The organism is Kitasatospora sp. NPDC001175 (assembly GCF_053598215.1).
This window is the reverse complement of sequence record NZ_JBSFJU010000006.1, coordinates 130,572-152,845: the sequence shown is the minus strand read 5'-3', so window position 1 is coordinate 152,845 and position 22,274 is coordinate 130,572. Positions and strand designations below refer to the sequence as shown.

Annotated in this window: 21 protein-coding genes; 5 read left to right on the top strand and 16 right to left on the bottom strand. The window is 70.8% G+C overall.

What is annotated here, in order from left to right:
- Positions 1-422: 422 nt before the first annotated feature.
- Positions 423-2,147: a serine/threonine protein kinase gene (locus ACWDAK_RS07075; RefSeq protein WP_344637256.1), complete on the top strand. Its 1,725-nt coding sequence runs from the start codon at positions 423-425 to the stop codon at positions 2,145-2,147.
- 4 nt (positions 2,148-2,151) lie between these two features.
- Here the strand turns inward: ACWDAK_RS07075 and ACWDAK_RS07070 are convergent, their stop codons facing one another.
- From ACWDAK_RS07070 to ACWDAK_RS07060, 3 genes are all read right to left on the bottom strand, one after another.
- The gene (locus tag ACWDAK_RS07070; RefSeq protein WP_344637255.1) at positions 2,152-5,088 is read right to left on the bottom strand and encodes an AfsR/SARP family transcriptional regulator; all 2,937 of its coding nucleotides are present in this window, start codon (positions 5,086-5,088) and stop codon (positions 2,152-2,154) included.
- Positions 5,089-5,427: 339 nt separating this feature from the next.
- Entirely contained in the window at positions 5,428-5,886 is a 459-nt protein-coding gene (locus tag ACWDAK_RS07065) for a hypothetical protein (RefSeq protein WP_427394519.1), read from the bottom strand.
- Positions 5,887-5,932: 46 nt separating this feature from the next.
- The gene (locus tag ACWDAK_RS07060) at positions 5,933-6,403 is read right to left on the bottom strand and encodes a hypothetical protein (RefSeq protein ID WP_344637253.1); all 471 of its coding nucleotides are present in this window, start codon (positions 6,401-6,403) and stop codon (positions 5,933-5,935) included.
- 389 nt (positions 6,404-6,792) lie between these two features.
- On the opposite strand from ACWDAK_RS07060, the gene ACWDAK_RS07055 reads away from it, so the two are divergent.
- Positions 6,793-6,990: a hypothetical protein gene (locus tag ACWDAK_RS07055; RefSeq protein ID WP_427394520.1), complete on the top strand. Its 198-nt coding sequence runs from the start codon at positions 6,793-6,795 to the stop codon at positions 6,988-6,990.
- 42 nt (positions 6,991-7,032) lie between these two features.
- Here the strand turns inward: ACWDAK_RS07055 and ACWDAK_RS07050 are convergent, their stop codons facing one another.
- The 7 genes from ACWDAK_RS07050 to ACWDAK_RS07020 form a co-directional block, all read right to left on the bottom strand.
- A complete protein-coding gene (locus ACWDAK_RS07050; RefSeq protein WP_344637251.1) occupies positions 7,033-7,557 on the bottom strand; it encodes a hypothetical protein in 525 nt (174 codons plus the stop codon).
- A gap of 5 nt (positions 7,558-7,562) precedes the next feature.
- Positions 7,563-8,144 (bottom strand): hypothetical protein, encoded by a 582-nt coding sequence (locus ACWDAK_RS07045; RefSeq protein ID WP_344637250.1) that lies wholly within the window; start codon positions 8,142-8,144, stop codon positions 7,563-7,565.
- Positions 8,120-9,088: an alpha/beta fold hydrolase gene (locus ACWDAK_RS07040; RefSeq protein WP_427394521.1), complete on the bottom strand. Its 969-nt coding sequence runs from the start codon at positions 9,086-9,088 to the stop codon at positions 8,120-8,122. The genes ACWDAK_RS07045 and ACWDAK_RS07040 overlap by 25 nt, the downstream gene beginning before the upstream one ends.
- 158 nt (positions 9,089-9,246) lie before the next feature.
- Complete coding sequence (locus tag ACWDAK_RS07035; protein WP_427394522.1) at positions 9,247-10,155, bottom strand: hypothetical protein; 909 nt, start codon at positions 10,153-10,155, stop codon at positions 9,247-9,249.
- 290 nt (positions 10,156-10,445) lie between these two features.
- A complete protein-coding gene (locus tag ACWDAK_RS07030) occupies positions 10,446-10,733 on the bottom strand; it encodes a transposase family protein (protein WP_449806446.1) in 288 nt (95 codons plus the stop codon).
- A gap of 463 nt (positions 10,734-11,196) precedes the next feature.
- Positions 11,197-12,075 (bottom strand): pyridoxamine 5'-phosphate oxidase family protein, encoded by an 879-nt coding sequence (locus ACWDAK_RS07025; RefSeq protein WP_344637246.1) that lies wholly within the window; start codon positions 12,073-12,075, stop codon positions 11,197-11,199.
- An 18-nt stretch (positions 12,076-12,093) separates the two neighbouring features.
- Positions 12,094-12,555: a VOC family protein gene (locus ACWDAK_RS07020; protein WP_344637245.1), complete on the bottom strand. Its 462-nt coding sequence runs from the start codon at positions 12,553-12,555 to the stop codon at positions 12,094-12,096.
- A gap of 113 nt (positions 12,556-12,668) precedes the next feature.
- On the opposite strand from ACWDAK_RS07020, the gene ACWDAK_RS07015 reads away from it, so the two are divergent.
- Positions 12,669-13,217, top strand: a complete 549-nt coding sequence (locus ACWDAK_RS07015) for a CGNR zinc finger domain-containing protein (RefSeq protein WP_344637244.1) — start codon at positions 12,669-12,671, stop codon at positions 13,215-13,217.
- 559 nt (positions 13,218-13,776) lie between these two features.
- Here the strand turns inward: ACWDAK_RS07015 and ACWDAK_RS07010 are convergent.
- Positions 13,777-13,980, bottom strand: a complete 204-nt coding sequence (locus tag ACWDAK_RS07010; protein WP_427394523.1) for a hypothetical protein — start codon at positions 13,978-13,980, stop codon at positions 13,777-13,779.
- Between the two features lie 300 nt (positions 13,981-14,280).
- Entirely contained in the window at positions 14,281-14,964 is a 684-nt protein-coding gene (gene rpe / locus ACWDAK_RS07005; protein WP_344637242.1) for a ribulose-phosphate 3-epimerase, read from the bottom strand.
- Positions 14,965-15,199: 235 nt separating this feature from the next.
- Here rpe and ACWDAK_RS07000 point away from each other — a divergent pair, with 235 nt between their 5' ends.
- A complete protein-coding gene (locus ACWDAK_RS07000; RefSeq protein WP_344637241.1) occupies positions 15,200-16,054 on the top strand; it encodes an SCO6745 family protein in 855 nt (284 codons plus the stop codon).
- 39 nt (positions 16,055-16,093) lie between these two features.
- Here the strand turns inward: ACWDAK_RS07000 and ACWDAK_RS06995 are convergent, their stop codons facing one another.
- Together ACWDAK_RS06995 and ACWDAK_RS06990 are read right to left on the bottom strand one after the other, a co-directional pair.
- On the bottom strand, positions 16,094-17,632 hold the full coding sequence (locus tag ACWDAK_RS06995; protein ID WP_427394524.1) for an ATP-dependent DNA ligase: 1,539 nt from the start codon (positions 17,630-17,632) through the stop codon (positions 16,094-16,096).
- Positions 17,633-17,694: 62 nt separating this feature from the next.
- Positions 17,695-18,729 (bottom strand): glycosyltransferase, encoded by a 1,035-nt coding sequence (locus ACWDAK_RS06990; protein ID WP_344637239.1) that lies wholly within the window; start codon positions 18,727-18,729, stop codon positions 17,695-17,697.
- Positions 18,730-19,115: 386 nt separating this feature from the next.
- Here ACWDAK_RS06990 and ACWDAK_RS06985 point away from each other — a divergent pair, with 386 nt between their 5' ends.
- The gene (locus tag ACWDAK_RS06985) at positions 19,116-20,318 is read left to right on the top strand and encodes a hypothetical protein (protein ID WP_427394525.1); all 1,203 of its coding nucleotides are present in this window, start codon (positions 19,116-19,118) and stop codon (positions 20,316-20,318) included.
- A gap of 188 nt (positions 20,319-20,506) precedes the next feature.
- Here ACWDAK_RS06985 and ACWDAK_RS06980 read toward each other — a convergent pair whose 3' ends face one another.
- Together ACWDAK_RS06980 and ACWDAK_RS06975 are read right to left on the bottom strand one after the other, a co-directional pair.
- Entirely contained in the window at positions 20,507-21,133 is a 627-nt protein-coding gene (locus ACWDAK_RS06980; RefSeq protein ID WP_344637237.1) for a C39 family peptidase, read from the bottom strand.
- A 168-nt stretch (positions 21,134-21,301) separates the two neighbouring features.
- Entirely contained in the window at positions 21,302-22,273 is a 972-nt protein-coding gene (locus tag ACWDAK_RS06975) for an aldo/keto reductase (protein WP_427394526.1), read from the bottom strand.
- Position 22,274: the final 1 nt, after the last annotated feature.

Here is a 22,274-nt window from a genome sequence, read left to right as displayed (position 1 = left end):
CTCAGGTGTGCCTCCCCTGAAGGCGCTGCCCTGGGCCTCGAGGAATCGCCACCACTGCCCGTTGCTCCCGTCACAGTCACGCGCCGGGAGGCTGTCCAACTGCCGGTCGGGTCCCACGGCTCGGCCTGGCAGCTCGCACTGCCTGCGGCGCGGTCATGGTGGTACGGATGTGTGCACTGACGTTTCCTTCCCGGCGGCTCCGGAGCGGGAGCCTTCCAGGGCGATGGCAACGCAAGCTCGTCTGCAGGGCGCCGATGTCGCGTCAACGCCGGCGTTGACGCGGGTGAGGCGGTGGGGAGGAAGCAAGTCCTCATTTATCCGACGCCAAGTCGGCAGTTATCGGCCGGTGTCACGCTCCTCGGAGCGTACCTCGGACGGGGGACGGGCCGGGGTGCGCCCGCGGATCTGATTCAGGGAGAACCATGCGTGGCACCTCGCTCGGCGACCGCTACCGGCTGGTGGACTGGCTGGGCGGTGGATCGATGGGCGACGTGTGGCTCGCCGAGGACGAGGTCCTGGGCCGCCGGGTGGCGGTCAAGGTCCTGAAGCCCGCCCTGTTGGACGAGTCGGGCTTCGCCGAACGCTTCCATGCCGAGGCCCGTGTCATGGCGGGGCTGCGGCATCCCGGCATCGTCGGCGTCCACGACTACGGGCACAGTGCCGAGGACGGGCAGCGCTCGGTCGCGTACCTGGTCATGGAGCTGATCGACGGGGAACCACTGAGCACCGTGCTGGAGCGCCGCGACCGTCTGCCGGTGGTGGAGGCCCTCCGGATGGCTCTCCAGTTGCTGGAGGCGCTGGCGGTCGCGCACGAGTCCGGAGTCGTCCACCGGGACATCAAGCCGGCCAACCTGATGGTCCGTGGCGAGCAGGTGGTGATCGCGGACTTCGGCATCGCCCGGCCCGGGTGCAACGCCCGGCTGACCGTACCGGGGATGGTGCTCGGCACCGCCGCGTACCAGGCGCCGGAGCAGGCCTCCACCGGGACGGTCACCGCCTCGGCGGACCTCTACGCAGTCGGTGTGGTCCTCTACGAATGCCTCGCCGGGAGCCTGCCCTTCGACGGGGAGACCGCCCTCGAGGTGATCCTCAAGCACCTGACGGAGCCCGCGCCACCGCTTCCCGCCCAGGTTCCCGAGCCGGTGCGGGCGCTCGTCGAGCGAGCGATGGCCAAGGAGCCCGGCGATCGCTGGCCCGACGCGGCGGCCATGGCCACGGCGGTGCGGGATGCCTTGGCGCTGGCCGGAACTGACGTACCGCCGACCTCGGAATCGCTCCGGCCGGCCGCCGGGCGTACACCGCGTGCGGGCCTTCGCCGGCGCGTGCTGCTCGCGGTGGCGGTGGTGCTACTGCCCTGCTCCACCTGGGCTGCCGGGGCGACGCTGTTCCAACAGGGCCGGGAGAACCTGGCGACCGGCGACCCGATCGGCGCCGGGACGACGGTGGACCTCACACGGCCCGTCAAGCCCGGGCCGACGGGTGTCGGCCGCCCGCTCGGCGGGCTGCCGTCGACGCAGGAGACGACTCCGGCGCCGTCCGCCAGCCCCAGCGCCGGCGAGAGCGGTACGCCCATCGCCGGGCCCGCGTCCGGCGCTCGCCGTACCTCCGCCGCGCCCAGCCGGCCGGCCCCGTCCGCCCCGGCCGCCGCGGCTTCACCCTCACCCCCGCCCCCGCCCGCTTCCTCCGTAGCGGCCACAACCACGGCCACGGCACAACCGCAGCCCACGCCGCCGCCGAAGCCGGAGCCGCAGTTGCCCGCCTTCGCGCAGCTCGCCTCCGGCGGCTTCGCGCTGGACAACTCCAACTCCACCGACAAGGACGGGAACCTGGTCGGCACCTACCTCGTCAACCGCACCCCGGCCCAGCTGTGGCGGCTGGACAAGTTCTCCGAGGGGAGGTACTTCCTGCGCAACGGCTCCAGCAACTACACCAAGGTGCTGGACCTGGAGCTGGCCACCGGGAAGATCCAGATCTGGACGAACCCACCGGGCGACGAGAACCAGCTCTGGTCCTTCGCGCCGGTCACGGGCGGCTACCAGATCCTCAACTCCTACACCAAGCAGTGCCTGACGTCCGGCGGGCTCGCCCAGTGGGCCTTCGTGCAGGCCTGCTCGAACGCGCCCAACCAGGTGTGGACCATCTCCTGACCCGTCAGGCCGGCAGCCAGGACGGCCACTGCCGACGGGGCCGGTCGGCCGGCCGACCAGGTCCGATCAGGGCGTGCAGTCGGTCGGCTTCGGGGGAGCCGATAGCGGCCAGGATGTCGTGAGCCTCTGACCAGCAGGCCTGGGCCGAGTCCTTGGTGGCGTCGCGGTCGGCCAGCGCGTCGCCGAGCGCCGCCAGGGCCAGCCCCCGACCCCTGCGGTCGCCGTCGAGCGTCAGCACCTCGACCGCCCGGCCGGCTGCCTCCACCGCCTCGGCACTCCGGCCGACGGCACGCAGCGACTCGGTGAGCTGCAGGAGTGTACGGCCCGTCCGACGGCGGTCGTCCGGTCGCAGCAGGGCGAGGGCACCCCGGTGGTGCTCCAGGGCCTGCTCGAACTCACCGCGGTCGTGGGCGATCGTCCCCAACGAGTCGAGGGCGAGCGCCTGGAGCTCTCGGTCGGCGAGCTCATGGCAGATCGCCAGGGACTGGTCGATGACGCGGATCGCGGCCTCGAACCTACCGAGCTCCGCGAACGCACCGGCCAGGTTGAGCAGCTCGCCCGCCACCGAGCGGCGGTCGCCGAGCCGCTCCCAGACCGAGACCGCCGCCGTGAAGCCCTCGACCGCGTCGCTCGGCCTGCCGACCTGGACGAAGCAGGCGGCCAATGAGGCGTGGGCGAGGGCGAGCAGGGGCCTCGGCAGGTCGTGGGCGGTGCACAGATCGCGGGCCCTGAGCAGCTCGGCCAGGGCGGACGGTTCGGACCCGACCTCGGTCAGCAACCGCCCGAGCACCAGCCGGGCCCTGGTCTCGGCCGCACGGTGGCCCTGCTGGATGGCGGCGTGCAGCAGGTCCTTGGCCGCATGACCCAGCGGCCGGGTCGCCTGGCCGGTTTCGCACAACAGGCTGCAGCCGAGCAGCAGTTCGGCCATCAGATCGAGGCGGGTCGACTCGGGGAGCCTGGCGTACTGGCTGACCAGTGCGCCGATGCTGAGGTACTCGCCGCGACCGCGAGCGGCCGCGCGGGCGTCGGGAGTGTGCGGTGCTTCGGTGGTGGGCAGCGCCGCACGGGCGGCTGACGGGCCCAGAGCGGCAGTGGTCTCGGTGTGGTGATGGGTCGCCAGCCGGACGAGGGCGGCGGCTCGGCAGTCCTCGATGGTCTCCGAGTCCCGGGTGAGTCGCTGGGCGAAGGCGCGCAGCAGGTCGTGGTGCCGGTAGCGGTCCGGCGCCACGGTCTCCAGCATCGAGCAGTCGACCAGCGACTCGGCCAGCTCCTCGGCCTCGTACTGGGGCAGGTCGAGCACCGCCGCGACCGCGGCCGGCGACAGATCGGGCGCATCGGGCACCGCCAACAGGCGGAATGCGCGCGCCTGTTCGGCGTCCAGCTGGTCGTAGCCGAAGCGGAAGGCCGACTCGACGGCGAGGTCTCCGGTGCGCAGCACGTCCAGGCGGTAGCGGCTCTCGGACAGCTTGTCGAGCAGCCGGGCCACGGTCCAACTCGGACGGCAGGCCAGCCGGGCGGCGAGGATGCGTACGGCCAGCGGGAGGTGGCCGCAGAGGCGGACGAGCTCCCCTGCCGCGTCTGCCTCGGCCAGTAGCCGTTCCTGGCCGACCACTTGGCCGAGCAGGCCGACGGCCTCCTCCGGGGCGAAGACGGACAGCTCGGTGAAGTGCGCGTTGGGGAGCGAACCCAGCCTGGCCCGGCTGGTGATGAGCACGGCGCAGCCGGGCCCGCCCGGCAGCAGCGGCCTGACCTGCTCCGCGTCCCGGGCGTTGTCGAGCACGACCAGCACCCGTCGGCCGGAGAGCAGTGAGCGGAACTGGCCGGAGCGCTCGGCGAGTTTGGGTGGCAGGCCGTCCGTCGGCACGCCGAGGGACCGCAGGAAGGCGCCCAGTGCCTCTTCGGGCCGGGTCGGGCGGCCGTCGGCCCCGTGCAGGTCGACGTAGAGCTGGCCGTCGGGGAAGTCGGCGGCGAGCCCGTGCGCGACATGGACGGCCAGCGCGGTCTTGCCCACGCCGCCCAGGCCTGCGACGGCCGCCACGGGCATGCTGCGGGGAGCGAGCAGGACGGTCCGCAGTGCCTTGATCTCTGCCTGGCGGCCGGTGAAGTCGGTGACGTCGGCCGGGACTTGGGTCGGCCGCACCGGCGCCTGGTACGGCGAGTCGGCTTCCTCGGCGGCTGGCCGGGGCGGAGCGGGCGCTACCAGGGTGGCGTCGGCCGCCAGGATCCGACGCTGCAACTCGCGCAGGCCGGGCCCCGGGGTGACGCCGAGTTCCGCCCGCAGCCGCCGGTCCGTCGCGCGGTACACGTTCAGGGCCTCGGCCTGCCGGCCGGTCCGGTAGAGGGCGAGCATCAGCAGCTCGCTGAGCCGCTCCCGGAGCGGGTGTTCGGCCGCGACGGCGGCCAGCTCGGCCACGATCTCGCCGGACAGCCCGGCTTCGACCTCGGCTTCCAGACACAACTCCAGTAAGGCCACTCGGCGTTCGGTCCACTCGCCGCGCTGCCGCTCGGCGTAGGGGCCGGGGAGTCCGGGCATCGGTTCACCGTGCCAGAGGGCCAGCGCGGAGCGGAGCGTGGTGGCGGCGCGAGCGCACTCCCCGGCACCGCGGCACCGCTTCGCCTTGCTGATCAGTTCCTCGCAACGATCCGTGTCCAGCCGCCCCGGTTCGACCGCGAGCACATAGCCCCCGTCGAGCGAGGTCAGCGCGGCGGGCCCGAGGATCCGGCGCAGACGGTGGACGTACGTCCGGATCACACCCGCGGCCTTGGCGGGTGGCTCTTCGCCCCACAGGTCGTCGATGAGCTGCTGGGCCGACACCGGATGATTGGCGCGGAGCAACAGCGAGAGCAGCATGCTCCGCTGCTGAGGCGGCCCGAGCGCGAGCTCCCCCTCGTCCCGCCACCCCCGCACCGGCCCGAGCACGGCGAACCGCAACCCGCCCACCAACCGCCCCCTCTGCCCACAAACCAACCGCCACACATGATACCGACCGCATTGCCCCTGACCAGGGGTCGACGCTTCCGGTGGTCCGACTGGGACTTCACCCTTGAAGGTTCCGGGCTCACCAAGGACCGCGAGCGGTGATCGCTGATTGGTGATCGTCGACCTGGGCACCGCACACCCCGGCCCCGGCACGCCCGGGAACGACGGAACAGCGCCGTCGGGAAGGGTCCCCGTCGCCGGTTGCGGATGCATCAGTGATCCGCCGGACATTCCCGAGGGCCCGTTGTGCGCCGACGACACGGCCGTCGGCGCACAACCACCCGCAACCCCGGAGCTTTGCTATGCCTTCCAAGCGCCCCAGTAGACGACGGCGTCGTCACCGGATCCGCCGGACCGGGTGAACCGGAACGCTCCATCACCGTTTTCCGCGTAGGCGTTCGACCCCGCGTAGGGGTTGTCGAAGTAGAGGTAGACGGTGTGGCCGTTCCGCCAGCCCTCCTCGCAGTCGGAGGCCCGGTAGGTGACGTGCCCCTCGTCCCCGGTCATGAACCCGATGCTGCCCGCCTTGAACAGCGCGTCCTGGGTGTTGCCGATCGAGGACAGCGGGTCGATGTACCAGCCTCCGTGGGCGAGCGGGCTCTCGACCAGGTTCAGCGTGCACCCCGTACCGTTGTGCAGGTAGATCGAGGTCTGCCGCATGGCCGCGGCGGATGCGGTCGGCGCGTTCATGACCGCGGCTCCCGAGAGTGCGGCCGCCCCCGCCAAGGCGACGGCCGCGGCGCGTGTCAGCTTCTTCACTGCGTTCTCCCTTGAGGAAGGTCCCGATGGGTGGTGCGGGCGACGGCTACGACTTCCAGACACCCCAGTTGATGACCGCGTTGTTGCCCTCCCCGCCGGAACTGGTGAAGCGGAACGCGCCGCTTCCGTTCGAGTAGTAGCCGTTCGATCCGGCGTAGGGGTTGTCGAACTGCAACAGGACCGTGTGGCCGTTCCGCCAGTCCTCCTCGCAGTCGCCGGCCACGTACGTGAACCCCCCCTCGTCGCCGGTCATGAATCCGTTCGACTCGGCGGAAACGGTCACGTCCCGGGTGTTGTAGACGTACTGGGGGGGCGGGGCGTCCCAGACCCCGTGGGCGAGGTCCTCGCTCTGGAGGGTCAGCGTGCAGCCGGTGCCGTTGTGCAGATTGATCACGGTGCTGCGCGCCGCGTTGGCTGGGCTGGCCTGCGCGGTACCGCCGAGGGCAAGGGTGCCGGTAAGGGCCGTACCCACCACTGCGGCGAGCGCCGCCAGGCGCTTGACGGGCTTCATGGACAACGAAGAGTTCCTTTCCAGGACAGCGGGGTGAACTGCCCGGTCCTGCCGGACGTCTCGGTGCTGCGCACACGCGAGCTACCGCGGAGGAGACGGGCAGCACGGGGTGCCCGGCCGCATCCGTGAACGCGGCCCGGGCCGACTCGAATGGACGAGCCTCCGTGACCGGTAGAACACCAGCGGTCCGTAGACGGGACGTTGACGGTCGATCAGCGGGTTGTGGACAGCCCAAGCCCATGACATCGATCGGGTGGTTCCCGATGCTGTCGTGGCCGACACCGACGGGCGGATCCTGGTGCGGCACGCCCCGGCGAGGCACCTGCCGGACCGTGGGAGATCCCGGGCGGCGGGGCGGAGGACGGCGAGGACCTCGAGGAGGCCCCCGCCGCAGCGTGAACGAGACCCACACCCGGCACGTCCTGGCCGCCCACCAGCAGCACTACGACGAACACGGACCACACCGGGCCCGAAACCAACTACCGCCCACAGCCGACCGGCTGCCCACCACCGTGCACGAGATCGAAGACCGCAGACTCCTGCGCAACCACATCCTCGGCGGTGTCATCAATCAGTATCGCTATGCGGCTTGACCTACAGCGAGGGCTTTCCGAGCCCCGCAGGATACGGGGCCCTCACAGCCCGCCGCGCCAGTCCCCGACCCTGCTCACCCGACTGCCACGGGGAGACGACGAGGCGGGCAGCGGCCGACCGTGCCGGGTCATCCGCTCAGCGCGGTTCCGGGCGCTTACCAGCGCAGTCTTGCGAACACGGAGCAGTTCGCCCACCGAGGCGCTCTCGGAGAACACGCCCTTGGCCGGGTCGCCCTCGGCCCCCACGACGTCGGCCACATCAAGGCCCCCGACCAACGTTGCCTCCTCTGTGAAATTCGCGATGGCGTCCAGGACGTCCTTGCCGATGTCCGACAGGACGTCCGCCTCGACGTCCGACTGGACGTCGTTGACCTCGTTGCCGATTTCCTGGGCCTCCCGGACGTCGTCGCCGATGTCCTGGGTGCCATGGACGTCGTCGCCGATGTCCGCGCAGAGCGTGGGTGTGGCCGAGACCGCCGCCAGGCCCGTTCCCGTCCCCGTCCCCGTCCCCGTCCCGACGACACGGTCGGCGAACCTGGTCACCGCCGATACCTTCACCTCGAACATCCGAATCACTCTCCTCTTCTTCTCGCAGGAATTTCGCTTGCGCCAGGGCCGGCGTCCAAGTCATGGAAGGCAGAGACGAAGAGTATTTCCGGCTCGACTCCCTGCTCGTATGCCGCCGCCCTGGCGATCGCGAACTGCGTCTGCCGTGCATCGGAATCGTGGGGGACTCCGAACGTGGCGATGTTCAGGAGCGCCAGGTAGGCGATGGTGGTCCTCCACTGTCTGGTTTCGGCGTTCCGCCGCCTGATGACCGCCATCTCCCTCGCGGCGTCGAGCAGCCCCTTCTCCACCCGGCGATGCGGGGCCCATAGTGTGTGGACTGGTCTGCGCTCCTGGGCGACGTCCAACTCCCGCCACCGCCCGACCCGCCCGCCGGACAGCTTGTCCCGTACCAGGATGTGCAGATCGTGCATCGAGGGGGTTGGCCCGAAGAAGCGGTAATTGGGGACGATCCTGCCGAGCCAGTTCAGGCGGACGAGGAGGTTCCTGGCCAGACCCATCTGGCGGAGCGCGGTGAAACTCCCCCAAGCGCACAGGGTCGCGTAAAGCAGCAGACGGGGTATCAGCCTGGTGGTCGTCGCAGCCATGATTTCGGCAACCTCTCACCACAATCCTCTTCACCCTCAGCAGTCACCGGCCCGCACCGGGCTGCGGTCGGTCCTGCGGGGTTTCGTACAGCCGGAGAAGGCGTCTCGACCGGGGCCGCACCGTCCCGGGCGTTGTCGATGACCCAGTGGATGGCGTCAGTCACCCTCTCGGCGTGCAACTGGTCGGTGAGCAGGGACTCGTGGCTGGCCCCCGCCACGATCTCCAACCGGCTGACGGGGGACAGCGCCCCGAGCTCCTGTTGAAGCTCGGCGTACACGGGATCCTGTTCGTGCGTCACGGCCGCGGAGACCACCGCGACTGGGCACGGTGTCACCGAGGTCAGCAACGCGGCCCGGCTCGACCAGTCGACCTGGCTCAGGTTGAGCTCACCCCGTGCGGCGCGCAGCGAGGAGAACCGGAACATGGCCTGCGTCGTCGGACCGGAAACCCGCGCCGGCAGGAACTCCAAAGCCTCGGTCGCCGCATTGCCCACAGGCAGCCTGAGAGCAGCCCGCGTGATCATCCGGTCCAGGGATTGCCGGAAGAGAGGCAGGCCCGCCCACTGTCTGGGCGATCGCTGGTACTGGTCGGGGTGGGTGGAGTCCACGAACACCAGGCCGGCGGTCAGTTCGGGGTGTTGTTCGGCAAAGATCCTGATCAGCAACCCGCCGACCGAGTGGCCCACCAGCACGAAGGGGGCTCGCGCACTCGCTCGGTGAAGGACCTCAAGCAGGTGTTCCGGATACCGGGCACCGTCCAGCCTGGTGCGCCCAGCGGCGCTCCATCCGATGCCGGGTCGGTCGTACGCCACAGCGCGGGTGTCCTCGCGAAGCTGCTGAAGGACCCAGCTCCAGACCGTGGCCGGATTGGCCAGGCCGCTCTCCAGTACGACCGTCGGCGTCTGCCCCGGCGTGTCCAGAATGTGCAGCGGACGGCCGCCCACCCGGACGATCCGACCCGGTGCAGCCGACAGCGCGCCGTTCCGCTTCAACTCCGTGACGATGACTCCCACCGCCGTGGTGACCAGAGCGCCGGCCATCAACCGGTCCTGGATCTCACTGCTGCGGCTCCGGCCACCTGCCTCGACCGCGTCGCGGGTGTTCATGGGCGCAACGACCGAGACACGTGGGCGACCGCCGGGTAGGTGGCCGTGAACGCCCAGAAGAAGCGGTTCAGACCCATGAACCTGCCGTTGGCGAGGTGGAAGAGCACACCCATTCCCAGGATGCCCCGGGCCACCGGCTTGGGTGCGACCAGCACCAGCGGAAACGTCAGCTCGCCGAGGATAACGCTCCATGCCACGATGCGGGGAACAGCGGGATGAAGGCAGAGCAACCGGTACAGCCCCTTGTCCCCGTATACGCTGGTGCGGAAGATTCCGGTTATGGCGGAGCCGTCCCGCCATATCGGAGACACCAGCTTTACCGCTCCGGCGGCGGCATAGGCCACGCACGACTGGAAGGCGATGAACCGGATGCATGCCTCCCGGGCTTGGTAGTCGCCGGGGAACGCCTTCTCTATCGCCGCAACCAGGAAGGTGATCAAAGAGATGTTGTCCGAACCGTCGTATCCGTAGCACTGGCGCACCTGCATGCCAGCGGCGGTGCCGGTGAGGACGAAAAGCAACAGCGCACGCTCGCTGCTGCCTGGCCGGCCTAATAGCATCCGGGCCGCAGCCGTCAGTCGTACCTGCGGAATCGCGATTACCCGCGGGTAGTCCAGCAGCTTGGAAACATACTTCATCGGGAATCGTTCGATGCCGCGGAACCGGGTCTGGTTCACGGACCAGGAGAATATGCCGTCATTGGCCAGCGCGGACGTAGTAGCGAGCTGTTCCAGTGCCCCGATCAGGGCACCCATTGCGCCGATCTTCTCTATCCTCACGAAGACCTGGTCCACAGCCGCGGCCTCACCGCCGACTTCCCACCTGCCGACAGCTTTGGGAATCCATTTCACCGGTAGCATGCGGCCTCCGAAAAACCCCACTGCTTTGCCGTGCTTCGCAGTCACCTGCTGTCAGGTATTTCCCAAATGGTCCTACTCTTCCACCGTGGCCGACGCCCGCGACGACTGCAAGCCGAGCACACCGAAGCCTGCCACGCGCGATGACCAGCCGAAACGTCCAATACCTCTCCCACACTCTCCGACATGGAAGCGGGAGACCTCGGTGGTCGTGGTCTCGGTCAACGGGCAGTCCAGCATCAGCACATAGCCCGGCCGGGGCCCAGGGCGGCGTCGTTCTGGTGATCTGTCCGGTTTGATCACGTGATGCCGAGGGTGGCCAGTGGTCGAGTCTCGTCTCAGCTATGTTTGCGCAGGCCAGCGGCGATGTTGTCGCAGCCGGTGAGGCGGAGGGTGCCGATGGCCAGGTTGCGCAGGGCGGCCATGGCCCGGGGTGCCGTGCCGGTCCGCACGCGTGAGGCGTCCTCGGCGAAGGTGGTGTCGCGTACGTTGGCCCACTCCGCGATCGCGGTCAGGGACTTCGCGCCGGCCAGCACCGCGCACGCGGCGAGCGCGAGGACGAAGGCAAGAGGGTGGCGGCGGCCCCTGGCCCGTCGCGGATCGGGCACCGTCGCAAGGTGGTCCAGCAGGTACAGGTGTTCCCCGGGCGCGGCGGGACGGGCGGAGGCGAGCTGGCCCAGGCCAGTGGGAATGGGCGATGATGATCAGGCAGGCACGGTCTTCCGTTGCGGTGGTCAGGGACTCGACACCTCATGATCACCCGGAGTCCGTGCCTGCCTCCGCTCCGGCCCGTCCCTTGAACACCACAGCCACATCGGATACCTGAATCGGCACTCAAATCGGACACTTCGCCAGCACGACGCCGTCCTGTATCCACAACCCACCAGCCACTGCCCCCGAACCACCCATTCCGCGCGGGGACCGGCGGTCACGGCTCCTATCGCCGCGGCCCCGCCGGTCAGGCAGCCCACCTCCGGGAGCCGGTGGACGATGCGCTCCCGGGCGGCCTCCGCGGCGGAGTGGTCGGGGCCGAAGGTCTCCTGCGCCGCGCGCGCACTGCCGTTCGTGTTGGTCGTCGTTTCCGGCCACTCATCCGAGAGGGGGATTGGCTGGCGAGAACTCCGGCTCGGTCCAGCGCATGGACAGGGCACCCGGCAGCTGGACCGCGGCCGTCAACTCGAACTCCACCGACCGCTCCTGCCAGTTCGTCCCGGCCTCGCCCGTGAGGAGGAGCGTGTCACCGTTCTCCCAGTCCGGCAGGACGATACCCGCACGCGGGTTCAGTTCCAGGTTGCCCAGCGTCATGTAGGCGCCGTTGCCCGCGTACTCGCGCCACCGCAACCGGGTCTCCGAGAGGACCTCGACGAAGCCGCACAGGCCGCCTCGGTGCGAGGCGTCCACATGACCCTCCGCATCGGCCGTGGCGAGGAAGAAGGTGTCGGCAGTCGCGACGAGCACCTGCTGCGCCGCCGACAGCGCGGAGCTCCAGCGCGCCGGTCCGGCCTCCGTACTCTGGATACGCCGGACCGGCCGCCGCTTCTGAATGTACTTGGGACAGTTGGAGAAGACCTGCTCGGTGTGGAGCAGGAGACCCGACGGCCCGGCCTCCGCCACGCCGTTGACCCGCATGCGGCGTCGCGTCGCGGGCTCCAGCGCGATGGTGCCGACGCGGGCCGGCGCACTCCCCCGCAGTACACCGGCCAGCGGGTCGTCCGGTCTCGGGGACGCGTCCACGGCGACCGTGCGCTCGTCGGGGACGGAGACGAAGCCGGGCTCGCCCGTCAGCACCGTCGCCCACATCCGCCCGGCCTCGTCGGCGGCACCGACGACCAGCAGCTGCCGCTCCGCCAGGAACGACGCGGCCACGGCCGGGACGGTACTTCGGATGCTGCGCCCGAGGTGCTCCGCCCGCTCGGTCTCCCCGACCCGGGCCTGGGCGGCGAGCTCGCCCGCGTGGTAGCCGGTCATCGTCACCCCTGCCGCCGTTTAGAAGAATCCGCAGGTGGGCGCGTCGACGAAGGGAGCCTCCCCTTCTGCGGCGACGCCACTCGCGGTGTAGATCTCCAGCCGGGTGCCGTCCGGGTCGGTGAAGAAGATGCCGCCGGAGTCCTGGCCGGGTCCGTGCAGCACGATCCCGTCGTGGTGGAAGGTCGAGCCGCGCTCCTTGAGTGCCCACTCCGCCTCCCGGATCTCCTCGACGGAGTCCACCTCGAAGGAGAGGTGGTGCAGTCCGGCCCGGTCGACCGGGTGGGCCCCGGATGCCTGCTGCCAGATCGTGAGCACCAACTCGCCCTTCTTGCCGAGCCGGGCCCGGCGGCGCTCCGGGGGCGTACCGGGCTCGCTGCCGCCCATCACCTCCAGCCCGAGGACGTCTCGGTAGAAGGCGACCGAGCGGTCCAGGTCGGTGACGTTGATCCCGATGTGGCCGGTGCGCAGCGAGGCGGGCATGGGCGGACTCCGTTCCGAGAGACAGGCAAGCTCTAACCGTTCAACATGACCATAACGGTTAGAGCCAGAGCGTCACAACCGCTACCAGACCCCTGAACAGTTAGACTCGCCGCATGGACGCGCTCGCAGACCAGGAGCAGGACCAGGACCAGGACCCCCGCCCGCTGCGCGGCGAACCCCTCTCCCTCGACCTCCTCAACACCCGCTGGCACGACGAGCAGCTCTTCCGCCAGCCGCACGGCCTCGCCGTCTGGCTGGCATCCAACAACCTCACCGGCCGCGCCCCCGACACCCCCGAGACTCTCGACGCGCTGCTCCAGGCCCGCGCCGCGCTGCTCGCGCTGCGCGCCGACCCGCAGGACACCACTGCACTCAACGCGGTCCTCGCTCACGGCAGGATCTGCCGCACCCTCGACGCCGACGGCCAGCCACAGGAGGAACCCGAGGTCACCGACCCGGTCTGGCTCCCGGCCTGGCTCGCCGCCGACGACTACCTGCGTCTGCTGGCCCGCGGCCCCTCCCGCATCCGCGAATGCGTCCACGACTCCTGCATCCTGACCTTCTTCGACACCTCCCAGAACGGCCGCCGCCGCTGGTGCGACATGGCCAGCTGCGGCAACCGCGCCAAGGCTGCCCGCCACTACGCCCAACGAAAGCAGTAACCCCTCCCAGGCAATTCCGAGGACCCACAACACCGGCCGCAGCCACCCGCCGGGCTTGATCCGCACCAGAGCCCGCTACGCCGGTATCCGGGCGCCCACTGCGAGCGTGATACCTGAACCGGCATCAAATCGGACACTTCGCCAGCACGACGCCGCCCTGGGCCGGGGCCGGACGTGGCCACTGTCCGCACTGAGGGTCCAGGCGGTCAGATTCGCCTGGCAATCGGCCGAGATCACCCGTCAAAGGACATCTGAAGTTCCCCCTGATCTTGGACAGCGGGTTTCCATACTGCGGGGGTGAGGTCGCGCTGCAGCCGGGCCCGGGTTTCGAGCGGTGCGAGGCACCCGAGCTCGGGGTGCCTGCGGAGGCGGGTGCGGTTGTACGTGATTTCGATGAAGCGGAAGACGTCGGCTCGGGCCTGGGCCCGAGTGGGTCACATCGCCGTGCCGATCTAGGCTTTGAACAGGGCGAACCAGCTTTCCCTGCGGCGTCGTCGTAACGGGACCCGACGCGGCCATCGGCCGCCGCACACCCAACTCCTTTACCACAGAGCGGAATTCAGTGGAGGTCCACCCTCGCTGCCGCGATCGGTGTGCATGATGCAGCCCGCCTGAGGCCCTCACGTCCGGCGGCCAGCCGCAGCGCGACGATGGGCAACTCGGCCCGGTGATGGTCGGCCAGGGCCCGGCCGACCACCTTGGTGGCCAGGTCGATGTACGTCGCCAGATACAACTTCCCTTCCCCGGTGACCAGTTCGGTCATGTCACCAACCAGCCGCATCCCAGGCCTGGGGCGGTGAAGTCACCGCCGATCAGGTCGGCCGTGCAAGGGGCCCGCTTCGCCTGCCGGGTCAGCCCCGCCTGCGGCGCCGGGTGACCCCGGCGATGCCGCGCTCGCGCGTGCGGCTGCGGTTTGGGTGCCACCCGGCCCAGACCGTCCCAACTCCGTGCGCACAGACCGTCCCGACTCCGTACGCCCCGTCCCGTTCCGGCTCCGCCGGCTCGCCCGACGCGCAAGACCCCGCCGGCGCGCGGCCGGCGGGGCCCGTACGAGCGGTCGGCATCAGTGCGCGCAGGCCCACGGTGCGGTGGCGGTGGCTGCCTCCGCCTGGGTGCGCAGGGCGCGGACGGCCTCGGCCGGGTCGGCCGCGCCGTACACCGCCGAGCCGGCCACGAAGACGTCGGCGCCGGCCTCGGCGCAGCGCTCGATGGTGGTGGCGGAGACGCCGCCGTCGACCTGGAGCCAGAGGTCCAAGCCGTGCTTGTCGATCAGCTCACGGGTGCGGCGGATCTTGGGGAGCATGATGTCCAGGAACGCCTGGCCGCCGAAGCCCGGCTCGACCGTCATGATCAGCACCATGTCGAGCTCGGGCAGCAGGTCCTCGTAGGGCTCGATCGGGGTGGCCGGCTTGAGGGCCATCGAGGCCCGGGCGCCCTTGGCCCGGATCTCGCGGGCGAGGCGGACGGGGGCGGCGGCGGCTTCGGCGTGGAAGGTCACCGAACCGGCGCCCGCCTCCACGTACTGGGGGGCCCAGCGGTCGGCCTGCTCGATCATCAGGTGGCAGTCGAGCGGGATGTCGGTGGCCCGGGCCAGCGCCTCCACCACCGGCACGCCGAGCGTGAGGTTGGGGACGAAGTGGTTGTCCATGACGTCCACATGGAGCCAGTCCGCGCCTCGGACCGCCTCTGCCTCCTGGGCGAGACGGGCGAAGTCGGCGGACAGGATGCTGGGGTTGATCTGCGCCATTTCCGGGTACCTTCACGATTCGGTGCGGGCGGCGGGAGGCCACCTTGAGGTCCATCATCCCTCCTGTGGCCTGTACAGGACGTACCGGGAGATCGGCGCGTGACCCGCATCACACCGGTTCAGCGCCGGTGTCTCGTACGCTGTGGCCGCTTTCACGGTAGCCCGTCCGCAAGACCTGCCCGTGGGCCGCCGGCGGCAACTCCCCACCGCGGCCCGCTCCGAGAAAGGTGTCCCGATGGCCGAGCCGGTGCATCCCGCACGCGCCCTGTGGTGGCTGTTCGAACCCGTGCACGCTCTCACCTACTTCTCGCCCGAGGGGCGCGCGGCCTACGAGACGGCGGGGCTGCACGGCGGTTGGCGCGGCTACTTCGCCGGGCGGTCCGCGCCGCTGGGGCCGGTGGAGGCCGCCCCGGTGATCGCCGCCTTCTTCAACTTCGCTCCGGGGATGGTCGAGCGGGCACTCCCGGACGTCTGGCAGCGCGCCACCCCCGAGGCCGCGCTGGAGGCCCGGGTGGCGGGGGCATCGGCCGCACTCGAGCGGGTCCTGGCCACCGTGAAGCCGGATCTGATCGATCGTTCGGTGGAACTGCTGGAGCGCGCGGTGGGCGGCCTGGACTGTTGCGGGCGCGTGCTGGCCGCCGCGAACGCCGCGCTGCCCCGCCCCGAGGGCCGGCTGGCCCGGCTCTGGCACGCCACCACCGTGCTGCGCGAGCACCGGGGCGACGGTCACGTCGCGGCCCTGGTCACCGAGGGACTCGACGGCTGCGAGGCGCTGGTGGTGCGCTGTGCGCTGGACGTCCGCCGTGAGGTCATGCAGCCGTTCCGGGGCTGGACCGACGAGGAGTGGGACGCCGCCACCGCCCGCCTGGTCGAACGAGGCTGGCTCAACCCGGACGGCACCATCTCCCCCGACGGCCGCCACCGCCACCAGGCGCTCGAGGCCGCCACCGATCTGGCCGCCGCCCGCGTCTGGTCCGGCTTCCACCGCGCCGAGCTGGACGAACTGGCCGCCGCCCTCAAGCCCATCTCCACCGCCTGCCGCGCCGAACTCCCCCAGCTCAACCCGATCGGGCTGCCCAACAGCAGCTGACCGCCCTCACCCGCTCGGGCGCGGGGGCCGCGCGAGGAGCTACGGCCCGTCCGTCGCAAGGCCGCGGACGGTGCCGATGGTGTCCGCCTCCGCAGCCGGCTTGTCCGCACGGTAGCCCAGCACCCTGGCGAAGCGCAGCGCGAGACCTGCCGGGTAGCGGGGGCTGCGCTGCAGGCCGTCGAAGGCGATCTCCACGACGAGTTCGGGGCGGATGTACACGGTGTACGAGTCCCGGGAGACCTCGCGGGCCAGGAACTGCTCGGTCTGCCAGGCGAGCAGCTCGTCGGTGAGACCCTTGAAGGTCTTGCCCAGCATGACCCACGGTCCGAGGCCGGCCTCGCCGTCGTTGCGGGCGGCGAGGTGGAGGTTGCTGAGGAAGCCCCGGCGTCGGCCGCTGCCCCACTCGGCGGCCGTCACGACCAGGTCCAGCGTGTACCGGGGCTTGACCTTGATCCAGCCGGCACCGCGCCGTCCGGCCGCGTACGGCGCGGCGGGGTCCTTGACCACCACGCCCTCGTGGCCGTGCGCCAGCGCGTCGCGGAAGAACGCGGCCGCCGGCCCGCTCTCCCCGGTCACCGTGCGCGGGACCCGCAGGTGTCCGGGTACCACACGCACGAGTTCGGCCCAGCGCCGCTCGGCCGGGAGGTCGATCAGGTCCTGGCCGTCCAGGTGGAGCAGGTCGAAGAAGAAGACCCGGAGCGGGACTTCGGTGCGCAGCCTGGCCGGGTCCTGCCGGGAGGCGGTACGGGCGGCGGTCACCTGGAACGGGCGGGGGCGCTCGTCGGGGTCGAGCGCGATGGCCTCGCCGTCCAGGACGGCCGAGCCGACCGCCAACGAGCCTGCGGCCTCGACCACTTCGGGTACCCGTGCGGTGATGTCGTCGAGGCTTCGGGTGAAGACCGAGATCCGGTCGCCATCGCGGTGCACCTGGACCCTGATCCCGTCCAGCTTCCACTCCAGCGCTGCGGGGCTGATCCGCTGCAGCGCCTCGGCGACGTCGGGCGCGGAGGCGGCCAGCATCGGCCGTACCGGACGGCCGACCCGCAGGCCGAAGGCGCGCAGTGCGGGGGCGCCACCGGAGAGCGCGGCCGCGGCGACCGCGCGGGCGGAGCCCCGGAACATCAGCGCGCGGCGTACGGCGGTCGCGGGCACGGCGGCGGCCTTGGCCACGGCGTCGCCGAGCACCGCGTCCAGCGCGCCCTGCCGCAACTCCCCCACCAGCACCGCCCGCAGGAACTCCTGCTCCTCCGCGGTGGCCCGCCCGAAGAGCTCCGCGAGGAGCCGGGCCCGCTCGGTCCGGGCCCCTTTGCCGTGGACGGCCGCCACGGCGGTGAGCGCCTCCTCCGTCTCGCGGACGCCGAGCGTGGCGGCCCGGGCCGGGGGCGGGAGTTCCCGCAGTGCGGCGTACCCGACGCCGATCCGCATCCGCCGGGACTCGCCGGAGAGCAGCGCGGCCGCGGCCGGGATGTCCTCCGGGCCGAGGTCGCGCAGGCAGTCGGCGAGCAGCGTGATCTTGGCGTTGCGGCCGGTTTCGGCGGCGGTGGCGCGCGAGGTGGCGGCGAGGCGTTGGAGCAGCACGGCGGACCCTCCGGGGCACCGGTGGCGACTGTCGGGGCCTACCCACTATGCGGCCGATGCGCTCACCTGGCGACCGCGAACTCCCGGTTGCGGACGGTCTGTTCGCGGTACTGCCTCGGCAGCTCGGGCATCGCGAGCAGCCGGTCGCACGCCTCCATCGATGCCCGCCGGTCACCGACCCAGTACGCGGTGATGGAGTACTCGAACAGCATGCCCCAGCCGTACACCCAGGGCTGGGTGAACAGCCAGTCGTCGGGCATCCGGCGGTCGACGCCGGCCCTGGCGAAGGCGTGTGCGGCCTGGTAGCGGCCCATCTGGCGTAGCCGCGACGACAGTTCGTAGCAGGCTTCCATGCGTTCGGGCCGGGTCTCCCAGGAGTGCAGCAGGGCGTCCATCGCCCCGGGCCAGTCGCCCGCGTCGGCCTTCAGCACCCCGACCTGGAGCAGCGCGTAGTAGATCTCCTCGACCCAGCCGCCCATGCCGGCCCGCCGCTGGTAGAGCTCGACGGCCTCCTTGGTCCGGCCCATGTCCCGCATGGTCTGGGCGAGGTAGAAGACCGTACGCGGGTTGTCCGGGTCGCGCCGCAGGTCCTCGCTCAGCAGCCTGGCGTCGCGCTCGAACTTGTCCGAGCGGGAGCCGCCGTCGGCGAAGTGCTCGATCACCAGTGCGTCGAGGTTGAGCACCCGGTCCTGCTGGTCGGTGGTCAGGTACTCGTGCGTCGCGCCCTCGTAGCGCCAGGTCATGTCGCCCCTGACCAGTCGCTTGATCCGGTACTCCATGTCGGAGGCGTGCCGCAGCATGTACGAGTCGGCGGTCAACGCGGGCATCGGGCCGTCCTGCCGTACCACCATGTCGGCGTCGATGAGCAGCAGGTAGTCGGCCTTGCCCCGGGCGTGCTCGATGTTCAGCGTGCGGTTCCGCCCGAAGTTCACCCAGGGCTCCTGGAGCAGCTCGCCGGGGATCCCGTCGAGCGCCCGGCGGATCAGCTCCTGGGTGCCGTCGGTCGACCCGGTGTCCGAGATCACCCAGGTGTCGATCAGGCCGCGTACGGAGGCGAGGCAGCGCTCGATGACCTTCGCCTCGTCCTTGACGATCATGCAGAGGCAGATGGACCGCCTCGACTTGGAAGAATTGTGCTTTACCACGGGGCGCCTCTCGATCTGCGGTCTCCGGAATCGGGCACGGGGGAGGCTCCCGATCGTAGTTCGACGGAATTCGGCACCCGTTGCTCAACACGGACCGTTCCAGGCTCGGATAAATAGTCCGACGAACAATCAATTCCGTTTGTCGGATGTCGAATTATCCAACTGATTCCGTCTTGGAATGGCCCGTTTGGCGGGGCGATGAGGTCCAAACGCATGGTTCCCGCGCGGCTCGACGGGAAGCTGCGGAGCGTACGGGTCCCGCGCGGCTTGACTATGGCTAGTCATACCAGAGGTCCGGTGCCAGCTGCCCCGGCTCCCCATAGATGAGGAATCACCGAATGACTTCACGCAGACCGCTCGGTCCGCTCGGGATCGCGTCCAACCGCCGCAGAGCCCTGGTCGGAAGCGCCGCCCTCCTCCTCGCCGCCATCACCGCCACCGGCGGCACCGCCTCGGCGCTCGCCCTGCACGACGGAAAGCCTGATCGGCACTGTCACGAGCGGAACGTGTCGGCCAACGGCCAGCAGGTCATGGGCCGTGGCGACGACGAGTGCTGCGACGACGACCACGCCAAGGGCGATGACGGCAACAAGTGCTGCGACGACGAGGAGCGACCTCGCCTGCGCGACGGCCAGACCCTCGGTGGTGGTGGCGGCAAGGATCACGATCACGACTGCAAGAAGGAGGGCCGCACCGGCCCGACCGGGCCCACCGGCCCCACCGGCCCCAAGGGCGCGACCGGGGCCACCGGCGCGACGGGCGCAACCGGCCCCACCGGACCGACCGGCCCCACCGGCCCCCAGGGTGAGACGGGTGAGACGGGCGCGACCGGAGCAACCGGCGCCACCGGAGCAACCGGAGCAACCGGCGCCACGGGCGCGACCGGAGCAACCGGCGCCACGGGCGCGACCGGAGCAACCGGCCCCACCGGACCGACCGGCCCCACGGGCGCCACCGGAGCAACCGGCGCCACCGGAGCGACGGGTGAGACGGGTGCGACGGGCGCCACCGGCGCCACCGGCCCCACCGGCCCCACCGGTCCCACGGGCGCGACCGGAGCAACCGGAGCAACCGGAGCAACCGGAGCAACCGGAGCAACCGGAGCAACGGGCGCGACCGGTCCGGTCGGCCCCTGCATCAACATCGACGCCAACATCATGGGCAACTCGCAGTACACCACCGTGCTCTTTGACGGCCACGTTCTCATCGGTCGCCAGACCATCGAGCCGCTCCCGCCGGTCGGCTTCAACCCGGTCAACTGGGTCGATCTGACCGGCCATCCGGGCTTCCCCACAGGCCTCGCCTGTGGCGTCGCGGTAGCGAACATGGGCAACGACGTCTTCATCAAGACGTTCACCACGGACGGCAGAGTCTTCGAGACCTCCTGTGACACGGGCGGTCCTTCACCGACGCTGGACTGCGACAACAACCCGTGGTCCCCGCTGACGGCACTTCCGGTGCTGACGCTGGCGCAGCCGGAGAAGGCACTGCTGAAGCCCGAACTGATGCGGCCTGAGTCCAAGTTCCGGCGCACGTCCTGACGCGTCCCGGCACTGGTAGCCCCGCCCGTCCCCGCCGCTGCGGCAGGGACGGGCGGGGCCGTTCCCGGCTCCCTGTCCTCCGCCGTCCTCCATCCGACTCCGCGGCGGCGCATGTCCCACGGACACGCCCAGCCGACCGCTGAGTCCGTCGCCGCCACCACCGCCCAGCCTCCGGCCGCACCGAAAAATCAAGCCGGGTACGGGCCGAGCACAATCCCCCGCCCCGCATAGAAGCGTCCGAGGTCGCCCCACGGCACCCGGGCGAAACTCTGCGAACCGTCGGGGAAGCCGGAGGGGTTGTGGATGAGGAGCTCCTCCGGGCCGGCGCCGACCGCCAGCACCAAGTGCCCACCGGTGTGCGGTGGTTGCGGATCGAGGGTGCGAATGGATGGATGCACGGAGAGCATGGCCAGCCGGCCGGCCTCCAGCAGAGCCGGCAACTCCTCGGCGGGCAGCGGCGACCGGGCCTCAGCCGCCAGGCCCCACCGCTCGTGCACGTACGCCGCGAAGGGGACGTGGATCAGCCCGTCGAGCCTGCCGTCCGGGTGCCGGACGTACGCGCCCGCCGCCAGGCACTCCTCGGCCAGGGCGACCGGCGCGGGGCTGACACCCCACCAGAACTCGAGCGCCATCCTCAGACAGGCCATCCCGCACAGCCGCCAGGACCAGTACTCGTACTCCTCCGGGCTCGCCGCGCCCGAACGTGCCCAGAGCGGGTCGTCGGCGGCGAGCACCGTCCCGTCGAGGATGTCGGGGACGAGGTCGGCGGACTCCCACTGGGAGTGGTACGGCACCTGGTGGATGATCGACTTCACGGATCAGATTGTGGCGCACGAACTGCCCGCCGCCCCGTAGGCACGGACCTGACCAGCGCCCTCGCAGACACGGACGCGGGCATCGGCCAACCGCCCTGCGGCAAGGACGTGCGCCCGCCGCCCCGCTGCCGGACGGCAGGCGCACGCCGGATGCTCCGGTCCCACCGCCTACCAGGCGTAGTCCTCGGGGGCGGTGCGGCGGCCGGGGAAGATCTCGTCCAGGCGGTCCAGCGTCTTCTGGTCCAGCGTCAGCCCCAGCGCCCGGACGGCGGCGTACAGCTGCTCCAGGGTGCGCGGACCGACGATGGGAGCGGTGACGGCGGGGCGGGAGAGCAGCCAGGCGAGCGCGATGTCGCCCGGTTCGTGACCGAGTTCGGCGGCGAGGTCCTCGTACGCGGCGAGCTGTTCGCGCCGGCCCACCAGTCGGCCCTCGGCGACCTCGTCCAGCCGCCGGACGCCCTCGCGCTCCTTGCGCAGGATCCCGCCGAGCAGTCCGCCGTGCAGCGGCGACCAGGGGATCAGGCCGAGACCGTAGTGCTCGACGGCCGGGACGACCTCCAGCTCGACGTTGCGCTCCATCAGGTTGTAGATGGACTGCTCGCTGCTCAGGCCGAGGAAGTGGCGTGTCCTGGCGGTCTCCTGGGCCTGGGCGATGTGCCAGCCGGCGAAGTTGCTGGAGCCTACGTAGATGATCTTACCCTGGCTGACCAGGACCTCCATTGCCTGCCAGATCTCGTCCCAGGGCGTGGCCCGGTCGATGTGGTGCATCTGGTAGAGGTCGATGTGGTCGGTCTGCAGCCGCCGGAGGCTGGCGTCCACCGCGCGGCGGATGTTGAGGGCGGAGAGCTTGCCCTCGTTGGGCCACTGCCCCGTCTCGCCGTAGAGCTTGGTGGCGAGCACGGTCCGCTCCCGGCGGCCGCCGCCCTTGGCGAACCAGTTGCCGATGATGGTCTCGGTACGGCCCCTGTGCTCGCGCCCGCCGTAGGTGTTGGACGTGTCGAAGAGGTTGATGCCCAGGTCGTGGGCGGTGTCCATGATGGTGTGCGCCTCGCCCTCCTCGGTGTGCGGGCCGAAGTTCATGGTGCCCAGGCAGAGGCGGGAGACGGTGAGGCCGGTGCGGCCGAGGTGGGTGAACTCCATT